Annotated in this window: 25 protein-coding genes and 1 other RNA gene; 5 read left to right on the forward strand and 21 right to left on the reverse strand. The window is 37.5% G+C overall.

The window, feature by feature from the left end; translation table 11 throughout:
- Window positions 1–346: 346 nt before the first annotated feature.
- The 13 genes from D1Z92_RS09860 to rpoE all read right to left on the reverse strand — a co-directional run bounded on the left by D1Z92_RS09860 (window position 347) and on the right by rpoE (window position 12,071).
- Window positions 347–607, reverse strand: coding sequence for a pro-sigmaK processing inhibitor BofA family protein (locus D1Z92_RS09860; protein ID WP_128895508.1), 261 nt, complete (start codon window positions 605–607; stop codon window positions 347–349).
- The gene (locus tag D1Z92_RS09865; RefSeq protein ID WP_128895509.1) at window positions 604–870 is read right to left on the reverse strand and encodes a DUF2508 family protein; all 267 of its coding nucleotides are present in this window, start codon (window positions 868–870) and stop codon (window positions 604–606) included. The genes D1Z92_RS09860 and D1Z92_RS09865 overlap by 4 nt, the downstream gene beginning before the upstream one ends.
- Window positions 871–1,129: 259 nt before the next feature.
- Entirely contained in the window at window positions 1,130–1,729 is a 600-nt protein-coding gene (recR, locus tag D1Z92_RS09870; protein ID WP_128895510.1) for a recombination mediator RecR, read from the reverse strand.
- Window positions 1,730–1,775: 46 nt separating this feature from the next.
- The gene (locus tag D1Z92_RS09875; protein WP_128895511.1) at window positions 1,776–2,087 is read right to left on the reverse strand and encodes a YbaB/EbfC family nucleoid-associated protein; all 312 of its coding nucleotides are present in this window, start codon (window positions 2,085–2,087) and stop codon (window positions 1,776–1,778) included.
- 3 nt (window positions 2,088–2,090) lie between these two features.
- Window positions 2,091–3,824: a DNA polymerase III subunit gamma/tau gene (gene dnaX / locus D1Z92_RS09880; RefSeq protein ID WP_128895512.1), complete on the reverse strand. Its 1,734-nt coding sequence runs from the start codon at window positions 3,822–3,824 to the stop codon at window positions 2,091–2,093.
- Window positions 3,825–4,077: 253 nt separating this feature from the next.
- Window positions 4,078–4,344, reverse strand: an RNA gene (gene ffs, locus D1Z92_RS09885) — signal recognition particle sRNA large type.
- Between the two features lie 238 nt (window positions 4,345–4,582).
- On the reverse strand, window positions 4,583–4,780 hold the full coding sequence (rpmE, locus tag D1Z92_RS09890) for a 50S ribosomal protein L31 (RefSeq protein ID WP_128895612.1): 198 nt from the start codon (window positions 4,778–4,780) through the stop codon (window positions 4,583–4,585).
- A 227-nt stretch (window positions 4,781–5,007) separates the two neighbouring features.
- On the reverse strand, window positions 5,008–6,282 hold the full coding sequence (gene rho, locus D1Z92_RS09895) for a transcription termination factor Rho (protein ID WP_128895513.1): 1,275 nt from the start codon (window positions 6,280–6,282) through the stop codon (window positions 5,008–5,010).
- A gap of 330 nt (window positions 6,283–6,612) precedes the next feature.
- A complete protein-coding gene (gene murA / locus D1Z92_RS09900) occupies window positions 6,613–7,872 on the reverse strand; it encodes a UDP-N-acetylglucosamine 1-carboxyvinyltransferase (protein ID WP_128895514.1) in 1,260 nt (419 codons plus the stop codon).
- A 107-nt stretch (window positions 7,873–7,979) separates the two neighbouring features.
- Window positions 7,980–8,834: a class II fructose-1,6-bisphosphate aldolase gene (gene fba, locus D1Z92_RS09905; protein WP_128895515.1), complete on the reverse strand. Its 855-nt coding sequence runs from the start codon at window positions 8,832–8,834 to the stop codon at window positions 7,980–7,982.
- A 135-nt stretch (window positions 8,835–8,969) separates the two neighbouring features.
- Window positions 8,970–9,356: a response regulator gene (locus D1Z92_RS09910; RefSeq protein ID WP_276318876.1), complete on the reverse strand. Its 387-nt coding sequence runs from the start codon at window positions 9,354–9,356 to the stop codon at window positions 8,970–8,972.
- A 243-nt stretch (window positions 9,357–9,599) separates the two neighbouring features.
- Window positions 9,600–11,204, reverse strand: a complete 1,605-nt coding sequence (gene pyrG / locus D1Z92_RS09915) for a CTP synthase (RefSeq protein WP_128895517.1) — start codon at window positions 11,202–11,204, stop codon at window positions 9,600–9,602.
- A gap of 351 nt (window positions 11,205–11,555) precedes the next feature.
- The gene (rpoE, locus tag D1Z92_RS09920) at window positions 11,556–12,071 is read right to left on the reverse strand and encodes a DNA-directed RNA polymerase subunit delta (protein ID WP_128895518.1); all 516 of its coding nucleotides are present in this window, start codon (window positions 12,069–12,071) and stop codon (window positions 11,556–11,558) included.
- 533 nt (window positions 12,072–12,604) lie between these two features.
- On the opposite strand from rpoE, the gene D1Z92_RS09925 reads away from it, so the two are divergent.
- Complete coding sequence (locus D1Z92_RS09925; protein ID WP_164931553.1) at window positions 12,605–13,798, forward strand: S8 family peptidase; 1,194 nt, start codon at window positions 12,605–12,607, stop codon at window positions 13,796–13,798.
- Between the two features lie 46 nt (window positions 13,799–13,844).
- On the opposite strand, the gene argS is transcribed toward D1Z92_RS09925, so the two are convergent.
- From argS to speE, 4 genes are read right to left on the reverse strand one after another with little or no spacing between them, the layout of a single operon-like run.
- Window positions 13,845–15,527 carry an arginine--tRNA ligase gene (gene argS / locus D1Z92_RS09930; RefSeq protein WP_128895520.1) on the reverse strand — a complete coding sequence of 561 codons (1,683 nt, stop codon included), beginning with the start codon at window positions 15,525–15,527 and terminating at the stop codon, window positions 13,845–13,847.
- A complete protein-coding gene (locus D1Z92_RS09935) occupies window positions 15,524–15,934 on the reverse strand; it encodes a YwiB family protein (protein WP_128895521.1) in 411 nt (136 codons plus the stop codon). The genes argS and D1Z92_RS09935 overlap by 4 nt, the downstream gene beginning before the upstream one ends.
- Window positions 15,935–15,984: 50 nt before the next feature.
- Complete coding sequence (gene speB, locus D1Z92_RS09940; protein WP_128895522.1) at window positions 15,985–16,863, reverse strand: agmatinase; 879 nt, start codon at window positions 16,861–16,863, stop codon at window positions 15,985–15,987.
- A gap of 45 nt (window positions 16,864–16,908) precedes the next feature.
- The gene (gene speE, locus D1Z92_RS09945) at window positions 16,909–17,736 is read right to left on the reverse strand and encodes a polyamine aminopropyltransferase (RefSeq protein WP_128895523.1); all 828 of its coding nucleotides are present in this window, start codon (window positions 17,734–17,736) and stop codon (window positions 16,909–16,911) included.
- A 258-nt stretch (window positions 17,737–17,994) separates the two neighbouring features.
- Here speE and D1Z92_RS09950 point away from each other — a divergent pair, with 258 nt between their 5' ends.
- Both D1Z92_RS09950 and D1Z92_RS09955 read left to right on the forward strand, forming a co-directional pair.
- Window positions 17,995–20,067 carry a transglycosylase domain-containing protein gene (locus D1Z92_RS09950; protein ID WP_164931554.1) on the forward strand — a complete coding sequence of 691 codons (2,073 nt, stop codon included), beginning with the start codon at window positions 17,995–17,997 and terminating at the stop codon, window positions 20,065–20,067.
- A gap of 68 nt (window positions 20,068–20,135) precedes the next feature.
- The gene (locus tag D1Z92_RS09955; protein WP_164931555.1) at window positions 20,136–20,693 is read left to right on the forward strand and encodes a GNAT family N-acetyltransferase; all 558 of its coding nucleotides are present in this window, start codon (window positions 20,136–20,138) and stop codon (window positions 20,691–20,693) included.
- Window positions 20,694–20,736: 43 nt separating this feature from the next.
- Here the strand turns inward: D1Z92_RS09955 and D1Z92_RS09960 are convergent, their stop codons facing one another.
- From D1Z92_RS09960 to D1Z92_RS17725, 4 genes are all read right to left on the reverse strand, one after another.
- Window positions 20,737–21,234 (reverse strand): YwhD family protein, encoded by a 498-nt coding sequence (locus D1Z92_RS09960; RefSeq protein ID WP_128895526.1) that lies wholly within the window; start codon window positions 21,232–21,234, stop codon window positions 20,737–20,739.
- A gap of 156 nt (window positions 21,235–21,390) precedes the next feature.
- Complete coding sequence (locus D1Z92_RS09965) at window positions 21,391–21,828, reverse strand: DUF4878 domain-containing protein (protein ID WP_164931556.1); 438 nt, start codon at window positions 21,826–21,828, stop codon at window positions 21,391–21,393.
- 12 nt (window positions 21,829–21,840) lie between these two features.
- Entirely contained in the window at window positions 21,841–22,275 is a 435-nt protein-coding gene (locus D1Z92_RS09970; protein WP_128895528.1) for a DUF4878 domain-containing protein, read from the reverse strand.
- Window positions 22,276–22,479: 204 nt separating this feature from the next.
- Complete coding sequence (locus D1Z92_RS17725) at window positions 22,480–24,447, reverse strand: 5'-nucleotidase C-terminal domain-containing protein (RefSeq protein WP_128895529.1); 1,968 nt, start codon at window positions 24,445–24,447, stop codon at window positions 22,480–22,482.
- Between the two features lie 275 nt (window positions 24,448–24,722).
- Here D1Z92_RS17725 and motA point away from each other — a divergent pair, with 275 nt between their 5' ends.
- Both motA and D1Z92_RS09985 read left to right on the forward strand, forming a co-directional pair.
- Entirely contained in the window at window positions 24,723–25,538 is an 816-nt protein-coding gene (gene motA, locus D1Z92_RS09980) for a flagellar motor stator protein MotA (RefSeq protein ID WP_128895530.1), read from the forward strand.
- Entirely contained in the window at window positions 25,513–26,301 is a 789-nt protein-coding gene (locus D1Z92_RS09985; protein WP_128895531.1) for a flagellar motor protein MotB, read from the forward strand. The genes motA and D1Z92_RS09985 overlap by 26 nt, the downstream gene beginning before the upstream one ends.
- Window positions 26,302–26,399 lie beyond the last annotated feature (98 nt).

Raw genomic sequence — 26,399 nt, forward strand, 5'->3', positions numbered from 1 at the left:
ATTCTTCATAAGAAGAATCTTGTTGGACTCGCTTGCGATTCAGTTTTCAAAGTGCAAATGTTGTGTGTTGCTATTTGCTTGATTGTGTTGCCCGCCTCAACAGCGGCCTAATCAATATATCATATCGTGTTTTGCTTTGCAAGTGTTTTTTTCAACATTTCGACAAGTTATTTTCCGTCTCACTCTTTATAGATATGAAGCAGAGCTTGTGTTGTTTCCGTGTTGTTTCATCTTGCTTGGTGTTGCTTGTTTGCCGCCCGTTTGAAGCGGCGAGTACTAATATAACACACCTTGCAACTGCTTTGCAATACTATTTTTATATTTTTATTAATCTATATGCTTCAAACTAAATAATGAACAAATGAATACTAACCAGCATACATAAACCAGGGATACCTAATACCATTATCGTAGTCACTGTATATACATTAATAGCTACAACATAAGGTTCTAGCACTTCAAATGAATGCAATACTACTAAAATAACAGCAGATAGGAAAAATTGTATGACCATAATCTTCAGAAAAGATGAAACTTGCTCTATCCTTAATAAAATAAATAACAATACTGCGCTTGCCAATATGAATACGAACAAGGGTATATTCATAAAGCCTCAGTAAATGGTGCGTGATCATTATTTCTGCTTTTCTTCGCTCTTTTTAACAATTCCACATACTCTTTTTCTGAGTCGTTAATATGATGTATCATTTTATCAATGTCTTTAGTATGAACTACGAAGTTGAAATTATGACAAGCCAATTGCCACTTATATCGAGCTGAATTAATTTCTTCAATAACTTGGGCATCATAGTTGCTTTGATTATATATTTTGCTAATGCTTGACTTGACTCTTCTTTTAAAGATGTTCATTGCTACTCCTCCTATACATTCATGAACCTCACCACTGTAGACATACTAATATGCTATATGAAATGGATGGTTTAATAAAATATATGAGCTTGTCAACCTCCATATGACTACAAAACGTATGAAAGAGGATGATAAAAACAAAAAACCTAAGCATGCTATAAAAAGCAGCTTAGGCATATTCTTTTATGCTATGAAGTAAGCAAAGCAGTAAACTTGTGGATTACTGTGTTTAGTACAAAGGATCAACGCAAAGCTACTATTATAACAGTTCTCTTCGTCCCTCCATCGCTTTAGACAGCGTCACTTCATCAGCGTATTCAAGGTCTCCACCAACTGGTAAACCGTGTGCAATTCGCGTTACTTTTATTTCAAAAGGCTTCATTAATTTAGATAAGTACATCGCTGTCGCTTCCCCTTCGATATTAGGATTGGTCGCTAGTATCAGCTCTTGCACTTTGTCATTATTAATTCTCTGCAACAGTTCCTTTATTCTAAGTTCTTCTGGACCGATACCTTCCATAGGAGATATAGCACCATGAAGAACATGATACAGACCTTCATATTCTCTAGTACGTTCCATTGCAATCAGGTCTTTCGGATCTTGTACGACACAGATCGTGGTCACATCTCTAGATTTATCCTGACATATGTTGCAAGGATCAACATCCGTAATATGAAAACAATGTGTGCAATAATGCAGATGCCTTTTAACATTAACTAAGGCTTTAGCAAAATCAATGACATCTTCTTCTTTCATACGAAGGGTATGAAATGCTAATCTTGCAGCAGTCTTCTCCCCGATACCAGGCAAACGACTAAATGCATCAATAAGTTTTGCGATCGGCTCTGGATAATACAACAACAAAACTCCTTCGTTATTTTATTTACTAAAAAGAAAAAGATAATTAGAACATACCTGGTAAGTTTAATCCCCCAGTAAATTTACCCATATCTTTACTTGCTAGCTCATCCGCTTTTGCCATTCCGTCATTAACCGCTGCTAAAACTAGATCTTGCAACATTTCCACATCTTCTGGATCTACAGCCTCCGGTTGAATAATAATTTCTTCTACCTTTTTTTGCCCAGATACTTTGACTTTAACGACTCCGCCACCAGCAGTACCTTCTACAAATTTGTTTGCCAACTCTTCTTGTGCTTTTAACATTTGATCTTGCATCTTCTTTACTTGTTTCATCATATTATTCATGTTTTTCATTTACTACACCCTCTCTTTGTCGTCTTTTATTTTTACATTACTTTCTCCAAACAGCTGCTTTGCTTCGGTGATCCACTCTTTTCCTTCTTTATCTGGTTGTAATTGAAATGGCTCTTCTTGTTCATTAGGTTCATTAGAAGGTTCCTCAGCAGTAAGCGCATGCTGCCAGTCTTTCATCATTACTGTTTCTAGCTGTATGGGCTTCCCTATTGTCTCTTGTATCGCTTGCTGTATAAGCTCCGTATTAGAAGGTTTATCTGTTGTTTCCCTATGAATGGCATTTTTAAATGCAACCAGCAGTCTATCTTCATAAATAGAAACAGGTTCTCCATCCACTAGCCATGCATGAACGGTTATTTTTTTGTTCTTAACCAATTGCAAAATATTAGCCCACTGTGATGTGATGCTTCCTACTGTCTTACGATGAGCAACGAATGGTTCCAGCTTTATATTTCTCTTTACACCGATGGATGTTGCTGGTGGTGTATGTTGTTGCTTTATTGGTTCGTTAGCTTTCACCCCACGTTGCACTTGCTCATTTGATGATGTATAGATTTGTTTGATTTGTAGTTGAAGATCCATTAATTGTTGTTCTAACTGAGTAATGCGTTGCTGTGCATTATCGTCACCAGCGTTTATTTTAACATGATTCGTTTTCTCGATGGACTTCATTAATCCAACTTCTAAAATCATTTGTGGATGAGCAGCATATTTCATTTCATTTTGATAATAAGATAATACATCAATAATGTAAAATAGATGGTCGTTATCAAACAACGTTGTAAGTGGAGATAACGTACGGGCATTTGTAATATTACCAATATCTAATCCTGCATTGTCCACATGTTTCAACCAAAGTAAATCTCTAAAATATTGTAGTATATGTTCCAGACATTGGTCAGCGCTTTTCCCATTCATAATCCATTCATTTACATCTATTAATACTTTAGCAATGTTTTTCTCCTGCATAGCATGTGCTAGCTGCTCAAATTGCTCAACTTCAATGCCGCCGGTCATCTCAATGACATGATGATATTGTATGTCATGACCTGCAAAGGAACGAATTTGATCTAATAAACTAACCGCATCTCTCAAACCACCATCGGACAAGCGCGCTATATATTCTAATGCGCTGTCATCCGCTTGTACATGCTCAGCTTCACAAATATGCTTTAAATGAGACACTTGCTCTTCCAACCTAATACGACGAAAATCAAAACGTTGACAACGTGAAAGGATCGTTGCCGGCACACGATTAGGATCTGTCGTTGCTAAAATAAATACAACATGCGGTGGAGGTTCTTCCAATGTCTTCAATAAAGCATTAAATGCTTCTGTGGTCAGCATATGCACTTCATCAATAATATACACTTTGCATCTTACTTCTGTGGGAGCATATTTGACTTTCTCCCTTAATTCTCTAATTTCTTCTACACCGCGATTAGAAGCAGCATCAATCTCTAACACGTCCATGACAGAACCAGCATTGATATGGATGCATGTTTTACATTGATTACAAGGTTCTTGGGTGTCCATACTGTTTTCACAGTTTAATGCTTTTGCCATTACTTTTGCAGCACTCGTTTTACCTGTACCACGTGGTCCGCAAAACAAATAAGCATGGGAAAATTGGCCCGTTCTCAATGCATTTTGTAATGTATGTACGATATGTTGTTGACCGATAATTTCAGCAAATTGCTGGGGCCTCCAAGCCCTATACAATGCAATATGATCCATGGCTTCCTCTCCAAATAATTACAAACTATGATAGGTTTCATTTCAAGTGTATATCAACCTATTGCTATGACGCATACGATAAACATGATTATAGATAATGGCATGGTCAAAAAATACTCCATTCCATTATCTCTTCAGCTTATATATTAGGTATTCACCTTATATTACTATGATACACTGTTTAGTGTATGAAAAAAAGCACTCGATTTCCATTAATACGAAAATCAACTGCTGTACTTTGTTAGAGTATACACCGTACACCTGTATTCGATATTGAGATCCAAGCGTACTTTTATCGCCAGCTCAGTCCAGGCACTCCCTCAACACATGAAAAGATCCTACTTACGGCTGCTTTCTTCCGAACCTGACCGGGTTCATAGGGATTCATTGCGAGGGACCCATACGTCAACACTACGTGTAAAAGCCAGTCCTCACATCAACAATACCTCTATACAGGAATTCAACCCTGCTATAGCGGATTGCAGGTTACAGGGCACCGCTACCTCCCCGTCTAGCACGGCAAAATTAAGTATATATGATCCTAGTCGAAATAGCAAGTTAATCGTTATATTTGTTATTAATTGCTTATCATCATGTATGTTTTCAAATACTCAGAGAACATTACATCATCACATGATGTTCAATAAAGAAGAAGCTTCATGCACGTAAATATCATGATGAAGCAAAAAAAGAACATAAAAATACCTTCCTCTTCTTTTCCGTACATTGGTTAAGCAGAGGAAGGCCGTTGTATACAATTAAATACCATATTTCTTTTTGAATTTTTCCACACGACCACCGGCATCAATGAATTTTTGCTTACCAGTATAAAATGGATGACATGCAGAGCAAATTTCAACACGTAATTCTGGTTTTACAGAACCACTCTCAAAAGTGTTACCACATGCACAAGTCACTGTAGTCGCATGATATTTAGGATGAATGTCAGTTTTCATCATCTTCACCTCTTTCTGCCCTGAACTTTTTGCAAATCCAGAGTTAAATTGACACATGAATGCATTATAGCATGGATAACCATTGTGTTCAATCCTAATCATGTAAATGCAAATATAAAAATGTTTACAACTTAAATGAATGCTACAGCCAATGAGGATGTATCGGTTGACATGAACCGAAATCAGAGGGGAATTAGAGGCCCCGTGCTTTCCTAAATTGGGGTAGGTTATGGAGTCGTCGTTGCTTTCTTTTTCTTACCACCATTTTTAAGTGCAGTTAAAAAATCTTCGTTCGTCTCCGTATCTTTTAAATTTTTCAAGAAACTTTCCATGAATTCAGGAGTGTCGGACATATTTTTTCTTAGTGTCCAGATACTGTCTAAATGCTGTTTCCCAACTAACAATTCTTCTCTTCTTGTACCTGATCTTCGAATGTCGATGGATGGGAAAATACGTTTTTCCGCTAATTTTCTGTCCAAGTGCAACTCCATGTTACCCGTACCTTTAAATTCCTCGTAAATCACATCGTCCATTCTTGAACCAGTGTCAACTAATGCCGTTGCTAAAATAGTCAAGCTGCCGCCCTCTTCTACATTTCTAGCTGAACCGAAAAAGCGTTTTGGTCTATGGAATGCTGCTGGATCAATACCACCTGATAACGTCCTTCCTGAAGGAGGAATGACGAGGTTGTACGCTCTTGCTAGTCGTGTAATACTATCTAACAAAATAACAACATCTTTTTTATGCTCCACTAACCTCAATGCTCGTTGTAAAACTAATTCAGCCACTTTAATATGGTTTTCAGGCAACTCGTCAAAAGTGGAAGCGACAACTTCACCATTAACAGAACGCTGCATGTCTGTTACTTCTTCTGGTCGTTCATCAATAAGGAGTACGAACAATTCTGTATCTGGGTAATTCGCCGTAATACTATTTGCAATCTCTTTTAGCAATAGCGTTTTACCTGCTTTTGGAGGTGCAACAATCAGACCACGTTGTCCCAGTCCAACAGGAACTAGCAGATCCATAATTCGCGTTGCAAGAAAATGCTGCTTGTTTTCAAGAATCATTTGAGTCTGTGGAAAAAGTGGGGTTAACGCAGGAAAGTGAAGCCTTTCTGCAGCTTTGTCAGGATCTTCTCCATTGACAGCTTCGACATGTAGGAGTCCAAAGTACCTTTCATTTTCTTTCGGAGGTCTACATTTACCGGAAACTAAGTCTCCTGTTCGCAGATCGAACTTTCTTATTTGTGAAGCAGATATGTATATATCTTCTGCACTTGGTAAGTAGTTGATGGGTCTCAAAAACCCATAACCCTCAGGTAAGATTTCTAGTACACCTTGCATGAACATTAATCCGCCTTGCTCAGCTTGTGCTCTTAAAATAGCAAAAATAAGTTCCTTTTTCTTCATTTGGCCGTAATAAGCAATTTGGAATTTCTTCGCCAGCTTATACAGCTCCGTCAATTTCAACTCTTCGAGTTGCGATAAATGTAAATCCATAATAAAAACCACCACACCTAAATTATAATTAATCCTTCAATAGATAAGTTGAATGAAATTATTCAACTTATTACCACTATACATAAGATGAAGAAATTTCAACATTACTACCTTTACGCCTGGCTTCTGAGGCGTAAACTTCTATTCCATCATTTCTTTATCTTATATTTAAGTTGAATGAAATTATTCTTATTACCACTATACATAAGATGGAGAAATTCCAACTTTACAACTTTTACGCCTGGTTTCTGAGGCGAAAACTTCTATTCCATCATTTCTTTATCTTATTATAAAAGAATATAGAAACATTCTATACTTACTATCTATGTTTTATACTTTTTCACGCCAAACTTCTGCACCTAACATCGTCAGATGATCCACTAAAAAATCATAGCCTCGATCAATAAACTCGACACCAGTTATTTCGGTAATACCGCCGTCGACTGTAGTCAATCCAGCTATCACTAACGCCGCACCAGCACGTAAATCTGTTGCTTTTACTTTTGCTGATTGTAGGGCCGAACCCTCTATGATAGCGGTTCTACCTTCTAATTTTACCTTTGCACCCATTCTCATTAGTTCAGGAATATGTTTAAATCGACTGCTGTATATATAGTCTGATATGGTACTCACACCATTTGCTTGTGTAAGTAAAGAGGTCATAGGGGATTGTAAATCCGTGGCAAAACCAGGGTAGACTAATGCTTTTACATCAACATGGTCGTAGTGTTCATTACCAACAATATGAATGCTTTCATCCATTTCCTTTACATGTACGCCCATTTCAATCAGTTTTGCAGTAAGGGCTTCCATATGTTTAGGAATAATTTGATCAACAACGACATCACCTTTTGTTGCTGCTGCTGCAATCATATACGTTCCTGCTTGTATTCGATCTGGAATAATAGAATGTCTACATCCATTTAATTCTTTTACCCCTTGAATACGTATCATTTCCGTACCGGCACCTTTGATTTTTGCACCCATGGAGTTTAACAACGTGGCTACATCTATAATCTCAGGTTCCTTAGCAGCGTTTTCAATAATAGTCGTGCCTTCTGCTAATGCTGCTGCCAGCATAATATTAATCGTGGCTCCAACACTTACTACATCTAAATATATTCTAGCACCTCGTAATTGTTTCGCTTTTAAGTGAATACTTCCATTGACGGTTTCCACCTCTGCGCCAAGTGCTTGAAATCCTTTTAAATGTTGGTCAATAGGCCGAGGTTCAAAGTTGCAACCTCCTGGAAGGCCGATAACAGCTTCCCCACATCTCCCTAAAAGCGCTCCCATTAAATAATAAGAAGCTCTTAACTTGCGAACATTTCCGTTCGGAAGCGGTACAGCACGAATATTTGAAGCATTTACAACTAGTTGATCTTTCTTTTTTTGATTTACTTGTACATTTAATTCTTGTAAAATTTCAGCGTAAATATTCACATCACTAAGTGTTGGCATATTATCCAATATCACTTCAGATTGTGAAAGAATTGAGGCAGGTATTAAGGCAATAGCGCTGTTTTTAGCACCACTAATTTTTATTCTGCCCTTTAAAGGGTTTCCCCCTGCAACCATCAGCTTCTCCATATCATTTATTCCTCCTGCACCCTGGTGAAGAAATAAAAGGGAATACACCTGATCATAGATGCTCCCCTTCACTTCACTATCCAACTGTGATGATAAATATTTATATGTTATGCTTGGTTGTTACTTCCAAACAATTTAATTTTCTCACGTACAACTTCCACCATAGCTTCTTTAGCAGGACCTAAGTATTTACGAGGGTCGTACACTTTATCGTTGCTGCTTAACACTTCACGAATAGCATTCGTACAAGCAACTTGGTTTTCCGTGTTTACGTTAATTTTACCAGCACCAGCTGCGATAGCTTTTTTGATCATCTCATCTGGTACACCTGATCCACCATGAAGTACAACTGGAACAGGAATTTTGCTTGTTACTGCTTCTATGATATCAAAGTGAATGTTTGGTTCACCAGCATACATACCGTGTGCAGTTCCTACAGCGATCGCTAGGCAATCAACGCCTGTTTCTTCATAGAAACGAATCGCTTCTTCAGGCTTAGCAAGATGTGCATCTGCTTCATCTACACTGATGTCATCTTCAACTCCACCAATAGTACCAAGCTCTCCTTCAACAGACACTCCCATTTCTTTTGCTACTTTCACTACTTCTTTAGTCAACTTAATGTTTTCTTCCAAAGAATAGTGAGATCCGTCAAACATAACAGAAGAGAATCCAGCGCGAATACATTTCATCGCTACTTCAAAACTGCTACCATGATCAAGGTGAAGTGCAATTGGAAGTCCTGATTTTTTAGCAGCTGCTTCTGCAAGTGCTACAGTATTTTCAATACCCATATACTTCAATGCACCTTCACTCACACCATAAATAAAAGGGGAGTTTTCAGCTATTGCTGCATCCATAATTGCTTGTGCAAATTCTAAGTTGTTCATATTAAATTGACCTACAGCAAACTTGTTAGCTTTTGCTTTTGGTAAAAATTCATTCATTGATACTAAAGCCATCTGTTATTCATCTCCTTAATAATGTAAATGTTACCTACTCCCATATCTTAAAACTCGGGGTTATTATATCATAAAGCATTACGTAAAGATATGACGAACATCACCATGTTACAGCAATGACACAACATTAACAATTTAGCCACTTCTTAACTGTTCATCAGGAAACATGTGTTGTTTAACTGCTTTCCTCAATTCGTCGATGTCAAATGGTTTTGTGAAATGCATACAAGCCCCTTCTTCCATCGCCTGATTTACAAATTCTATCTCACCATAAGCCGTCATCATAATCACTTTAATATTCGGATCTTTCTGTTTTGTATGTTTTAGTATTTCTAAGCCGTTCATACCAGGAATTTTCATATCTAGCAACATTAAATGTGGCTTGCTTTTTTCAATCATTTGCATTGCTTCTTTTCCGTTAGCTGCTACAAATGCTTGATATCCCTCGTTGCTTAGTACTTCATACAATAACACTCTTATGCCAGCTTGATCATCCACAATCAATACTTTTTTTTCATCCAACATGAACTCCCTCCTAGAGCAGGATATAAACACGTTGCTTTTTGTTGTTAATTCGCTAATGATTGTCAATTTCCTGCTGCTTTTTTTTAAGCAAGTCCATTTTATTGACATTTAATGTTCAAATAGCCTGTCTTCATCCTGTTTTAAACATAAACGAATGTTGACTTGTTGTCCGTAAGCAATATGTTAATTCTAGGCTATGCGTGGTAGTTCGTCCATACTTTGTCTTCTTTTATCTTATCATTATTGATATTTATGCTTTAGTGAAGCTTTTACAAAATGCCTGAATAGTGGCTGTGGACGGTTTGGTCTAGATGTAAACTCAGGGTGGAATTGTACTGCAACAAACCAAGGGTGATCAGGTAATTCAATCATTTCCACTAGTCTTCCATCTGGAGAAGTCCCTCCAATTTTTAACCCATGCGATTCTAATATTTCACGATATTCATTATTAAATTCATAACGATGACGATGTCTTTCATAAATTAGCTCATCATCATACATTTCCTTCGTAACAGAACCCTCAGCAATTTTGCATGGATACAATCCTAATCTCATTGTACCGCCCATTTCTTCAATATCTTTCTGTTCTGGCAACAAGTCAATGACTGGATATGAAGTGGAAGGGTTAATTTCAGAACTGTTTGCTCCCATCATATTCGCTACGTTTCTTGCATATTCAATAACGGCAACTTGCATTCCCAAACAGATTCCGAAGAATGGAATGTCATTTTCACGAGCGTACTGAATGGCACTAATTTTACCTTCGATACCGCGATCACCAAATCCACCAGGAACGAGAATGCCATCTACACCTTTTAACAACTCTGCTACATTATGATCATAAATTTCTTCTGCGTTGACCCAACGAATAGAAATTTCAGCGTGGTGTTCGATACCAGCATGTTTTAATGCTTCTGCTATACTCAAGTAAGCATCTCTTAAAGCAACGTATTTACCTACAATGGCAATTTCAGTTTTCTTCTCCAACTTACTTGCTTTGTTTACTAACTGCTCCCACTCTGTCATATCAATTGAATTGTCTGGTAATTTCAAATGATCGACAACGTGTTGATCTAATCCTTGTTCTCTTAATAAAAGAGGGACTTTATATAAAATATCCGTGTCTACTAAGTCAATAACTGCTTTAGTGTCCACATCACAAAATAGAGCAAGTTTTTGTTTTAACTCTTCGGACAAAGCATGCTCTGTACGACAAACGATAACATTAGGCTGGATACCAATGCTTCTCAGCTCTTTTACACTATGCTGTGTCGGTTTTGTTTTCACTTCACCTGCTGCTTTAATATAAGGAATAAGCGTAACGTGTACATACATCACATTATCTCTTCCTACTTCACTCTTTATTTGTCTAATCGCTTCTAAGAAAGGTAAGCTTTCAATATCCCCAACCGTACCACCAATTTCGGTAATAACAACGTCGGAACCCGCTTCACGACCAGCTCGATATACACGTTCTTTAATTTCATTCGTGATGTGTGGAATAACTTGAACTGTTCCACCAAGATAGTCCCCTCTTCTTTCTTTAGTGATTACCGTAGAGTAAACTTTTCCTGTTGTTACGTTGTTATTTTTTGATAAATTAATATCAATAAATCGTTCATAGTGTCCCAAGTCTAAGTCCGTTTCAGCCCCATCATCTGTTACGAAAACTTCTCCATGTTGATATGGACTCATCGTACCCGGATCGACATTAAGATACGGATCAAACTTTTGTATCGTTACGCTCAGGCCGCGATTTTTTAGCAACCTTCCTAACGAAGCAGCTGTGATCCCTTTACCTAGTGATGAAACCACACCACCTGTAACAAAAATATACTTAGACATAATTAATGCAGCCCCCTTTTGTTTGAATTAAAATCACAAAAATATAACAGCAAAATAAATGGAAAACATGAAGATTCCAGTAAAATGCTGTGAAATATATAAATAATAAAACGCCATGACAATACATGCATATAGTATGAACAATGTTATGCAGATTGTATAGGACGTTAATGAAAGCTTGTACATCATGAAAATAATTTTTAGCATTAAAAAAAATAAAGCACTCCCGCATTAAAATAACGAGGCACTTTAATCTTCAAAATATAACTCACATGAATTTACGTTTAGCCCATGGACTAGTTTACTCTTTGGACAATTTAATGTCAAGCAAACATCAACAATCAGATAGGATTAAATTTCGTCTTCTTCGTCTTCCTCTTCATCATCATCCACATCATCTAATTCTTCGTCCATTTCTTCCATGTCATCTAATTCCTCTAGTTCTTCATCCACCAAATCTTCATCTATTTCATCAAATGCAGCTGTATCCTCTTCTGGAGCATCTGCTAAGTCATCTTCCTCTGCTGTATCTATATCTCCGAATGGTACTTCTGAAATAGGCTTAGCCCTTGTAGATGTAACAATTGACTCTTCTCCTTTTTCAACAGGATACCACTTTTTGAGTCCCCACATATTATTCCCAGTACAAGAGAATCTACCGTCAATATTAATTTCCGTGTACAGTTGGGTAATATAATTCATCATTTCTTCTTGCGAGATTCCTTTTAAGCTTCCCACTTCATTTATAATATCACGATAATATAACGGTGTATTGACTTCCTTCAATACGTGATAAGATAAATCCACCATAGGCATTTCTTGAATTTGCTCTTTAGGGAAATTAAGTTTAACTCTTTGTAAACTCATATCCAGCACTTCCTTCCACATTATATGTATTTTTCCATCCATATCATTATTGTGTTCAATCTTCTTTTAGTAAAACCTATTTTTTTTTAAAATGCAACATGCAATAACTACGAATGTGACTTCGCTTTGCTTCTTTTCTTATCATTTTCTTTGTAATAGATCACCACTCTTTTTAGCCTATTTCTAATAAACAAGGTCATGATCCCAATCTTTCATTTCACCATCAACATAAAATAACACATCATCAAAACAGATAAGTTGAATGAACTTGTTCAACCAACTTATTACAACTATGCATATGATGGAGAAATTTACACCAACCTTTACGCCTAGCTTCTGAGGCGTAAACTTATATCTCAACATTTCCCATCTTATATAGATAAGTTGAATGAACTTGTTCAACCAACTTATTACCACGAATCATAAGATGGGCAAATTTACATCAACCTTTACGCCTGGCTTCTGAGGCGTAAACTTATATCTCAACATTTCCCATCTTATATCATTTTTGCTTTGTAAAGGGGGGAAGCATATTGAGTTATCAAAGTTGGCTCCAAAAAATCCATCCTTACCTTAACAGTAAATCTAATACGAAGGTGATTATAAAATTTAAAAACAGACTCGAATTTCAGCAGTGTAAACAGCAAATTACAAAATTAAAAACCAACTTCAAAAAACTAAAATCCATTCGATTTATTCCTACTATTCAGTCCATTACCTGCCCTGGAAAGTTGCCAAGATCAACGACAAGGCATAAAGGGTTTCGATATACGGAAAGGGATCACAAAATTGCTGTTCACTTATCCAACGCTACATCCTCTTGGATTCCTTGGAGCATCGAGCAAATACAAGTACCTAGTGTATGGAAGACAGCGACAGGAAAAGGAATAAAAATTGGCGTCATCGATACAGGTGTGAATTACAAGCATCCAGATTTAGAACAATGCCTGGAAACCGGTGTAAATATGGTTAAGTATTGGAACTATCCGAATGACGACAATGGACACGGTACACATATCATCGGCATTATTGCTGCTAATTCAAAAGATGGAATGAAAGGTATCGCTCCCCAGTCCAAAATTTATCCTGTCAAAGCATTTGATAATGAAGGAACGGCTTTCATTTCCGACATCGTCATGAGTATTGATTGGTGTATAAGAAATAAAGTCGATGTCATTAACATGAGTTTCGGAATGAGAAAAGACAGTGTCGCTCTAAAAGAAGCCATTGCGAAAGCACATAGAAATAACATTGTCATCGTTGCCTCTTCCGGAAACGATGGGTTGAAAAACAAGCTGGACTATCCAGCAAAATATGATGAGACCATCTCCGTCAGTGCTACGGACAAAAATAGAAATATTGCCTCTTTTAGCAACATTCACTCCGAAACAGATATTTATGCACCTGGTGAACACATCGTTTCCACTTGGTTAAATTCAAATTACTCCACGTTGTCAGGAACTTCGATGGCAACATCTCACGTTACTGGTATCGTAGCATTGTTACTTGAAAAATCTCCTCAACTTACACCAGATAAAATCAAGGATATTCTAAAAAACACATCCATCCCACTTTCGGAAAGCAGAAAAACAAGCACGCCAGTAGGAGAGATCAATGCAGCAAACATTCTCAAACCTTTCATACAAAAAAGACATACCAAATTGAAAAGAACAGTGAAAACAGCGGCAAGAAAAAGAAGTAGGACTTCAAAAAAAATAAAAAGATAATGCTCAATCACTTACCGCAAAACACAGTATCCACTACATGCACATGCTACATTTTTTCAGGTGCAGATACTCCTATCAGCTTCAACACGTTTTGCAACACCGTTCTCAACGCAGTAATCAAATATAATCTTGCTTGCGTTAATGCTTGCTCCTCTTCTTGTATGACGCGGTGACCTTTATAATAACTGTGAAATGCACCAGCCAATTCATATATATATCGAACGATACGATGAGGAGCTCTTTGCTCAGCTGCTAACGTAATTTCATGCTGTAGCTGAGCGATCTTATTGAGTATTGCTAATTCAGCTTTGCTATCCAATAGTGAGAAGTCCACTTCATCTATTGAAGCCAGTGTTACTCCCTGCTCTTCTGCTTGAGTAAGTATACTGCATATTCTTGCGTGTGCATACTGTACATAGAATACTGGATTTTCATTGGATTTTGACACTGCTAAATCTAAATCAAAGTCTAAGTGAGAATCTGTACTCCGCATGATGAAGAAGTATCTTACCGCATCCACACCTACCTGCTCAATCAATTCTTGCATCGTCACGGCTTTGCCCGTTCGTTTGGACATTTTCACTTTCTCGCCATTTTCAAATAATGAAACCATCTGTGAAATAATGATTTCTAATTTATTGGCATCATAGTCCAAAGCGGACATGGCAGCTTTCACCCGATTGATATATCCGTGATGATCTGCTCCCCATATGTTCATCACAACGTCGAATCCGCGATCATATTTATTTTTATGATACGCGATGTCTGGAGTGAGATACGTATAGCTTCCATCCTTTTTAATGAGCACCCGATTTTTATCATCACCGTATGGCATTGTCTCTAGCCAAAGCGCTCCTTCTTCTTCGTACACTTTACCTTTTTGTTTTAAAAGCTGTAGCACTTCATCAATCGCATCTGACTCATACAAAGAGCTTTCACTGAACCAAACATCAAAATCGACTTGAAAGTCATGTAAGTCGGCTTTTATTTTATTTAATTGTTTCTCTAAACCGAAAGTTTTAAACCAGTTCAAACGATCTTCACTGGAGTAAGATAACAAGCTATCCCCTTTTTCTTTTTTCAATGCTTCTGCATATTGGATGATATCTTTAGCATAATAACCGTCTTCTGGCATTTCTTTTTCCATGCCTAACGCTTGCATATATCTTGCTTCTAGAGAGATGGCTAAGTTGTTCATTTGATTCCCGCCATCGTTAACATAATATTCTCTAGTGACATCAAACCCAGCAAAATCAAATATATTGCAAAGCGCATCGCCTATCGCAGCACCTCTTGCATGACCTAGATGCAAACTTCCCGTTGGGTTGGCGCTGACAAACTCAACTTGTACTTTTTTGCCAGAACCTATTGTACTACGTCCGTAATGTTCAGCTTGCTCTACTACTTCATGGATAACTTGATGTAAGTAGGCTTTGTTCATGTAAAAGTTTAAAAATCCAGGACCTGCAATTTCCATTTTTTTGATATGTGCTTTCTCCATATCGATATGTTGTTGAATAGATTGGGCAATTTCTCTTGGATTTTTACGAGCTATCTTTGTCAATTGCATCGCCACATTCGTAGCGTAGTCACCATGAGTTTCGTCTTTCGGTTTTTCCAAATGAATACTTGGTAGTTGTTCTGTACTGCAAATTTCAGCCTTCACAACAGCCTGCTGTAATTCAGCTAAAAGCGTTTGTTCTATTTGCTTTAAAATGCTCACCATCATTCCTCCTCAATCTTTATTTGTATATTCATATTTACTTCATGATCTTGTTGCAACATCAATGTATAAGTCCATGATAGGAATGCTTTATGTTGTTTGATTTGAACGGTCAGATCTGTTGTATACGTTCGAAGTGCAAGTTGTTGATTTTCTAGCTCTAAAAATCCTGACCTCTCTTGATGAAGCACAAAACATAATTTAGACTGTACGGCACCAAAACGAATCACTTTCATTTCTGTACCGTCCCATCTAATCGTCGTGGAAACTTCTTCATGATCAGGTTGTATTTCTAAATATTGAATATAGGTGACTTTCCCTTTTTTTGTCCATTTACCATGGTACGTCTGTATTTGCTGCTCACCGTCTTGTTCATTTCTTATTCTTAGTTTTATTGGTTTTGTCTCTATCATTTGCAGCTCCTTCCGACATCCTATGTAACATGCACAACGAAAGTTATATGTTATTTTTTTGTTGGAATAAACCCTAACAGCATTTCGCGAATAACCTTGGAAGCAACAATCGGTGTTTGCTCTGAAGGATCATATATCGGTGCTACTTCTACTAGATCCGCCCCTACGACTTGGACGTTAGAGGATGCAATGGCACAGATGGATTCAATTAATTCCCTGGAAGTGATACCGCCTGCTTCCGCCGTTCCCGTTCCTGGTGCTGCCGACGGATCCAGTACGTCAATATCTACCGTTACGTATACTGGTCTACCAGCTAATGTAGGAAGAACTTGTTTTAATGGCTCAAGTACATCAAATGGATAGAAATGAAGATGTTCTTTTGCGTACGTAAACTCCTCTCGTGTACCTGAACGTATGCCAAACTGATACACATTGTTTCCGCCAATAAGCTCTGCCATTTTCCGAATCGGTGTAGAGTGAGAAAGCACCTCTCCTTCGTATTCCTCTCTCAAGTCAGCGTGTGCATCAATATGAATAACTGCAAGATCTTGATATTTACGGTACACCTCTCGCATCACAGGCCATGATACAAGGTGTTCTCCTCCTAAACCGATAGGCATTTTGTTGTCAGCGAGCAGTTTGTGTACATATTGCTCTATCGTTTCTAAACTTTTTGCCGCATTTCCAAATGGAAGCATTAAGTCTCCTGCATCAAAGTACTGAATTTCATCTAAACAACGATCTAAATAGGGACTGTACTCTTCTAGTCCAACAGAAGCTTCTCTAATTCTCCCTGGTCCGAATCTCGATCCCGGACGAAAGCTAACCGTATAATCCATAGGCATTCCATATATGACTGCACTAGCACTTTCATATTGTTCACTACTAGCTATAAAAACATTTCCAGAATATGCTTGATCTAGCCGCATGATTTATCACCTTTCTTATCCATGTAAAGTTCAAAGTTTTGTTTTTTATTTTATTAGATCTTGCACAAATTTAGGCAGAGCAAATGCCGCATGATGCAGATCAGCACAGTAATATTTAGTATCCATCTCTTTAATGGTTTTTTTGTCTACTTGCAATGGATCATGTACTTTACTTCCCATTGTAAACGTCCACATGCCACTTGGGTAGGTGGGTATATTCGCTTGATATACGTTAACGATGGGGAAGATCTCTTTCACATCTTTATTGACTTGTGTGATAAGGTCAGCTTTAAACCAAGGGTTGTCCGTTTGTGCAACGAAAATACCATCTTCTTTCAATGCATCGTAAATCCCTTGATAAAACCCTTTACTAAATAGATCTACCGCAGGTCCAACTGGTTCAGTAGAGTCCACCATAATGACATCGTATGTATTTTTGTTTTCATGAATATGCATGAAGCCGTCATTCACGATAACTTCTACTCTTGGTTCCTCTAAACTTCCCGCGATTTCAGGCAAATAGGTTTTAGAGTATTCAATGACTTTCCCATCTATTTCTACTAATACTGCCTTTTCTACTTCAGGATGTTTAAGCACTTCCCTTATTGCTCCACCATCTCCACCACCAACGACAAGCACGTGTTTCGGATTAGGATGTGTTACTAATGCAGGATGTGTCACCATTTCATGATAAACAAATTCATCTTTGACCGTCGTCATTACCATTCCATCCAATACTAACATTCTTCCAAATTCTAAAGTATCTACAATAGATAAATGTTGAAAATCTGTTTGCTCGTCTACGAGTGTATGTTTAATTTTTGCCGTAATTCCAAAGTTAGATGTTTGTTTTTCTGTAAACCATAATTCCACTTTACATTCCTTCTTTCATTTAATTAACTTACCTTCATTTTTATCATGTCCTATGTATTATAGAAAAAATATTTAAAAAAGCAATAGCATGATGGAGAAATTCCTATATCAACCTTTACGGCTGGCAACGGAGACGTAAACTTATATTCCATCATATCTTATATAGTATACGTTTAGACGTAATTTGACATACTATTAATGGAAAATAAGGTTCGTTTATCCTATCCATTGCTATCACTTTCAGATTGGAGCAGATTCATGTCTAACTATTTGTTTTTTAAATCTAGTCATATCCAGCAGCTGTCTTCTACAAAAAAATCGCATAGATTTAAAAAAATATTATCTCATACTTTGGCTGTATTTGCTTTTGTTTTTTTCACTTCTTTATTATTTATTTTGTACTTACGTGCACAGCCATTACCTAATGTGGTCATTCCACAATCTTCGCAGATTTTAGATGTACAAGGTAAGGTGATAGACCAATTTTACGTAGGACAAAATAGAGAGAGTGTACCATTAAAACATATTTCTCCTTATGTCATTCAAGCAACGCTGGCTATTGAAGACGAACGGTTCTTTGAACATTTTGGCATTGATTTAAAAGGTGTAGCCAGAGCTGCTGTGACCAACATGAAACACTTTGATCAAGTAGAGGGTGCGAGCACATTAACACAGCAGTTAGCTAGAAACTTATTTTTAAACCAAGAGAGAAATTGGGAGCGTAAAATAAAAGAAGCTGTGTATGCATTGCAATTAGAAACACAGTACGATAAAAAAACGATTTTGGAATTGTATTTAAATCAAATTTATTTCGGACATTCTACTTATGGTGTACAAGCTGCTTCCCATCTGTTTTTTGGAAAAGATGCGAAAGATCTTACTTTAGCTGAAAGTGCGCTGTTGGTTGGCATCCCAAATGGACCTTACTATTATTCTCCATTTTTAAACATGGACAATGCAGTAAAACGACAACGCATCATTTTAAACAAAATGGTTGAATTGTCTCTGATCACAGAAGAACAAAAGGACCTTGCCATAGCAGAAGAATTGACTTTTCAAACGTTGGAAACATCTGTCCCACATCATGCACCATACTTTCGTGATTATGTAAAACAGATCGCTATACATGAGCTAGGCATAGATGAAAAAACATTCACACAAGGTGGACTGAAAGTATATACATCATTAGATTTGCGAGTACAGCACATTGCCGAAGAAGTGATACAGGAGGAAACGGCTTCTAAAGATGAGCAACTTCAAGCTGCTCTCATTGCGATCGATCCAAGAACAGGTCATATTAAAGCCATGGTTGGTGGTAGAGATTACGAAAAGAATCAATTTAACCGCTCCCTTACGAAAGCCAGACAACCAGGGTCATCGTTCAAACCGATCGTTTATCTTACTGCACTAGAGCAACAAAAAGCTACTGCCATAACGAAATACAAAAGTGAACCGACTTCCTTTATTTATGATGAAGGAAGAGAAGTATACAAGCCTAGAAACTTTGGCAACACATACGCGAATGAAGAGATCGATATGCGCTATGCTATCTCTCGCTCGGATAACATTTACGCCGTCCATTCCCTACAAGAAGCAGGGGTGGAGCATGTCATGGAAATGGCAAAAAAATTAGGGATACAAAGTGAACTTGATCCGGTACCCTCTCTAGCATTAGGAACATCTCCTATTAGCCCTTTAGAAATGGCTTCTGCTTATGCAACGATTGCTAATCAAGGTCAATATCATAAGCCTTTGGCTATTTTAAAAATAGAGGATGCTTTTGGTCGTACCATGTATGAAGCAAATCAAAGATCCATACCGGTCATAGAGCCCGCCTATACTTATGTGTTAACAAACTTGATGCAGAGTGTACTGGAGCAAGGAGGAACAGGACATCGGATTGCCCATTTAGTCAAACGCCCTGTAGCAGCGAAGACAGGAACGACAGATCGAGATGCTTGGATGGTTGGGTTCACGCCTGAATTATCGACGGCAGTTTGGATCGGATATGATAAAGATAAAATGATTAGCGCAGCAGAATCGATGATAGCCTCACCTATATTCGCTTCATTCACGGAACGATCACTATCATCTATACCACCTAAACCTTTTATAACAAATGCCAACGTAGTGAGTGCATATATTGATCCCGCTACTGGCGATATAGCCACATCAGACTGTGAGAATGCAAGACTGGAGATGTTTGTAGCTGGCACAGAACCCACGTCGTTTTGCGCTCTACATGATGAAGCATCGACGAAACAAGGCATTCCTGTGGATGAACAAAGCGAAACGTGGTGGAAATCTCTAAAACGTTGGTGGAATGAGTAATTATTGGTGTTACCGTATTCTCACCTGCATAAAATGCATTATAGGAATGGATGGTAGGGGGGATGGTGTTGTTTTACTTACATGTAGATGATGAAATAAAACTCAACATTCTACAGTTACAAGAACTTAAGCCATTACATCAGTTGATTTCTGATTCACGAGAGCATTTACAACCATATATAACATGGATACGAGATGCAAACGAAGCTAGTGTAAAGGATTTTATACAATCTGGTCTTCATGCCTTTGCAAGAAATCAGGGGTTCAATGCAGGCATATATTATCGGGAAAAGTTGGCGGGGTACATTGGTCTCCATTACATTCATTGGAGTCACCGAAAAACAGAGATAGGATACTGGTTAGGTGCATCCTATACGGGAAAAGGAATTATGATTCGCTCATGCAAAGCGTTGCTTAACTACATATTTAACTACTTGCATCTCCATCGTGTCACTATACTATGCGGAAAAGAAAATGTTAAAAGCCGCGCCATACCTAAAGGATTGCAGTTTGTAGAAGAAGGATTTTTGCGGGATGCTGAGTGGCTGTACGATCACTATATTCATCTTGTGATGTACAGTATGCTAAAGCATGAATGGGAACGTATTTACTCTAGTAAAAAATAAAAACGGTGGAGCACTGCATCCACCGTTTTTCACTGTACTTCCCTTAACCTACGGTTAAAGCTGCTTTCAATTCATCAGATGAGCGTTCCCACCATTCTGTATTATGCTCCTTCAACACGTTCACTAACAACGTCTTTTCTTTATCACTTAGCCCTTCTAATACTATCTTTCTTTTTAGAGCATAATCCATTAGATTGACATGGTTAGCAAGAATTTTCCATCCTCTTCTCGCTTCTGGATCTACAGACATTTCTGCTGCAGTAACACCTGCATAATATCCACCTTCTTCTGTATGGTCTATTGCGACCCATACAATCCAACACGTTCTTCCGTTAGGGACTTCTGTTTTATCTGTTACGAATTTAATGCCTTTTTCCACTTTACTTTTCGCATGTAATGCACCAAGGTCGATATAAGCCTCTTCACCATCAATGATGACACATGATAAATTACTCAAATTAATCGAACCAGAACCAAAGCCCTGATGCTTGGACTTTGACTTGCTGGATACGATGTTAAGGGATACTTTTTTCTTTTCCATCAAGGACACTTCCTATCTATTCAATACCATTTTAGTTTGATCACAACTTCTTCTTTTATTTTGAGTCAATATGAAAGTTTTTTCAAGTCTCTCCAGTAAAAAACTCTCCTGAACAGCATATGCAGGAGAGTTTACATGATGTTTTTGTGTTGACGATCAAAATGGCATACTTTCAAAAATACCCGTATCAAAAGCGATATACCAATTGTCATCTATTTTATCCAACTCAAACGTCACACTTGATGTTTGTTGATTGCCATTTGCTTGTGTGTAAATGATTTCTACATTTGCCGTTTTACGATATGCTGACTCATCTTTCACATTGATAATACGATGGCGAATAGATTCTTCTTCACTAGTTGCTCTGATTTGACTGGATAACGCAAAGATTTGAGATTTCATTTGCTCTACGGAAGTGTTCTCATCTGTATACTGGGCAATCGAACTGTCTGATATATAATCAAACATCTTCTCTACATTGCCTTCACCAGCAGCAGAGATAAAACTATTGATGACTTGTTCTGCTTGATTTTCTTGGGAACAAGCAGCAAGAAACAGAGAAAACATCATGAAAAAGAAAACTAGTCTGTTCATATCATCCATCCTTTATAATGCAAAACTATCTATATCTACATACCACTTACCATCTATTTTCTTCATGGTGATTTCTTCTTGTTTTGTTATTGTTTCATCATTTTCTATACTTGTCAATTCTAGCGTAAACTTTACTAATTGTTCCGATATAACTTCTTCGTTCAAAATGCTATAAGACCCTTCTAGAGAGACAAATTCGTCTTTTACTTCTTCACTCACTTGATTGTTTTTCAGAATTTCTCTCACTTCATCTGCTGCCATTCCACCTGTCATCAATTCCAAATCTTCATCCGTAACAAACAACAATACATCTTCTATATTAGCATCTGTAACTGCATCCGCATAAGATTCCACAGCTTCTCTTGCTGTGACTTCCGATGTAGATGAACAAGCAGCTAAAGCAAATATAATAACGAATGATAACATAAGTAACATTTTCTTTTTCATACTTTATCGCTCTCCTTTTATATATAAGATGCAGAGATTTCTCCATCTTATGAATAGTTTTAATACATTACATATAATATAGGTTTTATATATAATTTTATAATATAGCACGAAATTAGCAGCATAGACAAAATGAAAATTATTGAAATTAAAAAGAAGCTGCGCGTTATGTGAGCGGCAGCTTCTTTATATGTTTTTACATCTTTATTGTGGAACGATAATTTCTTGTCCTGGGTAAATTAATGTAGGGTCGGACAATTGATTCATTGCTTGCAATTCACGCCATGTTGTTCCTAGTTGTGTCGCAATACGATATAAGCTATCTCCTGGTTTTACAATATAGACATTATTATCTACCGTAGAATCCATGAACGTGAACGTGATTGTTTGTCCTGGCATAATCATATTTGGATCAGCTAGCTGATTGGCCTTTTGAATCGCTTCCCAAGTCGTGTTATACATTTTAGCAATGCTACCTAACGTATCCCCTGGCTTTACAACGTAAATTGCTAACGTAGTCGTATCACTATCTGTTATTTCCTCTGAAACTTCTGTTGGTTGCTCCGCATCAGACTCACCATTCTCTGCAGGTTGCTCCACATCACTTGCTTTTACAGCGATGCGATTATCTATCATTGGATTTACTTTCTCTTGTTTGCTCATGAAATCGATAAGCACTTCATCTAATGCTGGATATTCGTTGACGATAGCTGCACTTCCAAACATCGTATATTCATCGCCACCAGCAGCTAAGAAATCATTCGTTGCTAGTACGTATTCCTTTTCTAAGTCAACTGGCTCCCCTTTTACCATGAGATCTTCTACTCTTTCCCCTGCTGCCATATCTGTATTAATCGTAAATGTCATACCTGAAATATGTGGGAAAGCACCTTTTGTTTCTGGGTATGCAGATACACCATTCTCTAGTGCTGCTTTTATATCTGCTCCACTTACCATCTTCGTCACCACATAGTTACCAAACGGTAATACGTTAATAATGTCACCTTTCGTTACGTCGCCTTCTTCAATCGAAGCTCTAATTCCTCCACCATTGGTTAAAGCAACGTCTGCACCAGTTAAATCGATCATCGCATCTGCAATAAGGTTACCAAGATTCGTTTCACCTGCACGAACTTGCTCTCTTTCCCCATCTAATGCAACCGTCGTATGACCAACTACTTCTGACAAAATTTCTTGTTGGCTTGTTTTGATGGCACTAATCATCCACTCAATATCTGCATCTGGTGTTACTTCAGCTGCGTCTTCTTTTGTAATACGTGAAGGTATCTTCTCTAATAATTCATTATCTTGATTGAATACTAATTCAACAACACCAAGATTTTTTGTATATTCTCCTGCACTTACAATCAGTGTTCCCGCTTCTGTAGGAAGATTGTCTACCGTATGACTGTGTCCGTCTACAATGATGTCAATCCCTTGTGCCTCTTCTGCTACTTTAATGCTCGTATCTGTACTAGAAGCATCTGTCCCTAAATGGGTAACAGCAATGATAACATCCACGCCTTCATTTTCTAATAGTTCTACCATTAATTTCGCTTCCGCTGCTGGGTCTGTAAATGTTAATCCTTTAACATTGTTAGGATGTGTCTTATAATGTGTTTCCGGAGTAGACAATCCAAAAATTCCAAGCTTCACTCCGTTTACTTCTTCTATCGTATATGGCTTGAGTAATCGCTCTCCATCTTCTTTTATGACATTCGCACTCAGAAGCGGGAAGTCTAGTAAGCTCTCAATCTCTAATAGTCTTTCATATCCGTAGTTAAAATCATGATTACCTGCAGCCATTCCATCGTAACCAACTTCATTCATCACCTTAGCTATACTCTCGCCTTGTACCAAGGTAGCAAAAGTCGTACCGTGGAATGTATCCCCTGCATCCAGCATCACAACGGGTTTATCTGGATTTTCAGTTTCATACTGCTGCACTAATGTAGAAACTTTAGCAAATCCCATTCCGTCGTACTTGCCTTCTTCTGCTCTGCCGTGCGTATCATTCGTATGCATAATGGTAATATATTTCTTGTCCTGAGATGTTGATGTCTCCTCTTTAGATGACATTGTCTGCTGTTCTTCAGCAAACATCACACCGGATGAAAGCGTAAACACTAAAACAGTTGACAATGCGATACTAGATAACTTACGAAATATCATAACATCATTCCCCCAATAAATTTGTTTGTGATGCATGTTGTGTTACATGCCTTTACAAAACTATGTTACGACAATTCATATGTATTTGTCTATTGATTTCTACTGTCTATCAAATTATTAGTATTATCTATTTATTACTGTTAATTAGTATTTATATTATCTATTTATTCGTACTGTTATTAAATTATTTCTGTAAATTTGTTAATATTTTAAAGGATCTTAGGGTTTTTTGTCGAATTGAGTTTATTCTACATATATATAGAGGAGTGTTGTTCATGGAGAGATCGTCTGTCATTGGAATTATCGTTGCGTTTGTAGCTGTTATCGTCGCCATGTTTTTAAAAGGTGTCGAATTGTCTGCATTATTCAATGGGGCCGCTTTTACGATTATTTTTGGAGGCACTGTAGCCGCCATCTTTATGGCTTTTCCTACTGCTGAGCTCAAACGAATCCCAAAGCTATTTAAAATTATTTTTAAAAAGCAAGAACATATGAGTAAAGCAGAAATTATTACCCTTTTCGTAGGTTGGTCCAACTTAGTAAGAAGAGAAGGGCTGCTTGCTTTAGATTCGAAATTAGAAGAAGTGGATGATCCATTTTTAGTAGAAGGTTTAAAGCTAATTTTGGACGGAAATGATCAAGAATTTGTAAAAGATTTATTATTAGAAGAAATCCATCTCGTTCAAGAAAGGCACAAAGCTGGTGCACTTATTTTTTCACAAGCAGGGACGTACGCTCCTACCCTTGGTGTATTAGGTGCTGTTATTGGTCTCGTTGCTTCATTGGCTAACATAAACGATATTAATACGTTAGGCCAGTCTATCGCTGCTGCTTTTATTGCCACGCTAATGGGTATTTTTAGCGGGTACTTGCTGTGGCACCCAATGAGTAATAAGTTAAAACGACTTTCTGAACAAGAGATACAAATTAAATATATGTTAGTGGAAGGCATCATTTCATTACAATCTGGTGTTTCCACGATTGCAATGAAACAAAAGCTGATGATTTATGTTGCACCTGAACAAAGGAACTTAGCAGAGTATGAAGAGAATGGAGGCGATACAATTGAGGAAACACCGCAAGCAGTCTGAGGATGAACATATGGATGAATCTTGGCTTATTCCATATGCAGATCTAATGACCTTAATGCTGGCGCTTTTCATCGTTTTATTTGCTTCCAGCCAAATAGATCAAAAGAAACTAGAACAATTAAGCCAAGCGTTCTCCAGCTCTTTTAGTGGAAATCACTTATTCGAAAGCAGCACAGCACTGCCAGTGTACGAAATAGGTTCGGTGACAAACAGAGAACAACTCTATATGGATAAAGATGGGGTAAGTAAGGAAAATGAAGTACTGCAAGAGGAAATAGAGTTGCTTGAATTGCAAGAGCAAATGGACCGCTATATTGAAAGCAAAGGTCTATCTGCACAATTAGAAACAGTATTGAATGAAGTGGAATTAATGATTACCATTAAAGAACAAGCATTGTTTGATTCGGGTAGTGCGGCAGTAAAAGATGAAGGTCAAATATTAGCCTCAGCGTTGTCAGAGATGATGATTCAATATCCTGATTATGAGATTATTATTGCTGGCCATACAGATAATCAACCGATAGCAACGAGAGAATATCCCTCCAACTGGGACCTAAGTGCAGATAGAGCATTAAACTTTATGAAATTGTTACTGCAAGACGAAAATGCTTACCCACAGCGATTTAGTGCTGTAGGATATGGAGAATTTAGACCAATTGCAAGCAATGAAGAAATGGAGGGACGTGCACTTAACAGAAGAGTGGAAATTAATATTATGCGTAAATACAATCAGACACCGATAACTACGGAGTCAGTAAATTAATCAAATGAAATGAGTGAAATAAAGTCATCTAACATAACACACGAAAGAAAACAACTCCCCTTTCAACAAGGGGAGTTGTTCATAGTATTTGCAATACT

It is taken from the genome of Longirhabdus pacifica (genome assembly GCF_004115085.1).
GTDB classification, from domain to species: domain Bacteria; phylum Bacillota; class Bacilli; order Paenibacillales; family DSM-105158; genus Longirhabdus; species Longirhabdus pacifica.

Bases quoted from the DNA above. Each gene is read 5' to 3' on its own strand.
- D1Z92_RS09860 (WP_128895508.1), bottom strand. From the start codon at position 607: ATGAATATACCCTTGTTCGTATTCATATTGGCAAGCGCAGTATTGTTA.
- argS (WP_128895520.1), bottom strand. From the start codon at position 15,527: ATGATGGTGAGCATTTTAAAGCAAATAGAACAAACGCTTTTAGCTGAA.
- rho (WP_128895513.1), bottom strand. From the start codon at position 6,282: ATGGATTTACATTTATCGCAACTCGAAGAGTTGAAATTGACGGAGCTG.
- speB (WP_128895522.1), bottom strand. From the start codon at position 16,863: ATGCGGCTAGATCAAGCATATTCTGGAAATGTTTTTATAGCTAGTAGT.
- dnaX (WP_128895512.1), bottom strand. From the start codon at position 3,824: ATGGATCATATTGCATTGTATAGGGCTTGGAGGCCCCAGCAATTTGCT.
- D1Z92_RS09970 (WP_128895528.1), bottom strand. From the start codon at position 22,275: ATGAAAAAGAAAATGTTACTTATGTTATCATTCGTTATTATATTTGCT.
- D1Z92_RS09935 (WP_128895521.1), bottom strand. From the start codon at position 15,934: ATGATAGAGACAAAACCAATAAAACTAAGAATAAGAAATGAACAAGAC.
- murA (WP_128895514.1), bottom strand. From the start codon at position 7,872: ATGGAGAAGCTGATGGTTGCAGGGGGAAACCCTTTAAAGGGCAGAATA.
- D1Z92_RS09950 (WP_164931554.1), top strand. From the start codon at position 17,995: ATGTCTAACTATTTGTTTTTTAAATCTAGTCATATCCAGCAGCTGTCT.
- pyrG (WP_128895517.1), bottom strand. From the start codon at position 11,204: ATGTCTAAGTATATTTTTGTTACAGGTGGTGTGGTTTCATCACTAGGT.
- D1Z92_RS17725 (WP_128895529.1), bottom strand. From the start codon at position 24,447: ATGATATTTCGTAAGTTATCTAGTATCGCATTGTCAACTGTTTTAGTG.
- D1Z92_RS09960 (WP_128895526.1), bottom strand. From the start codon at position 21,234: ATGGAAAAGAAAAAAGTATCCCTTAACATCGTATCCAGCAAGTCAAAG.
- D1Z92_RS09965 (WP_164931556.1), bottom strand. From the start codon at position 21,828: ATGAACAGACTAGTTTTCTTTTTCATGATGTTTTCTCTGTTTCTTGCT.
- motA (WP_128895530.1), top strand. From the start codon at position 24,723: ATGGAGAGATCGTCTGTCATTGGAATTATCGTTGCGTTTGTAGCTGTT.
- rpoE (WP_128895518.1), bottom strand. From the start codon at position 12,071: ATGAGTTTACAAAGAGTTAAACTTAATTTCCCTAAAGAGCAAATTCAA.
- D1Z92_RS09865 (WP_128895509.1), bottom strand. From the start codon at position 870: ATGAACATCTTTAAAAGAAGAGTCAAGTCAAGCATTAGCAAAATATAT.
- fba (WP_128895515.1), bottom strand. From the start codon at position 8,834: ATGGCTTTAGTATCAATGAATGAATTTTTACCAAAAGCAAAAGCTAAC.
- D1Z92_RS09875 (WP_128895511.1), bottom strand. From the start codon at position 2,087: ATGAAAAACATGAATAATATGATGAAACAAGTAAAGAAGATGCAAGAT.
- rpmE (WP_128895612.1), bottom strand. From the start codon at position 4,780: ATGAAAACTGACATTCATCCTAAATATCATGCGACTACAGTGACTTGT.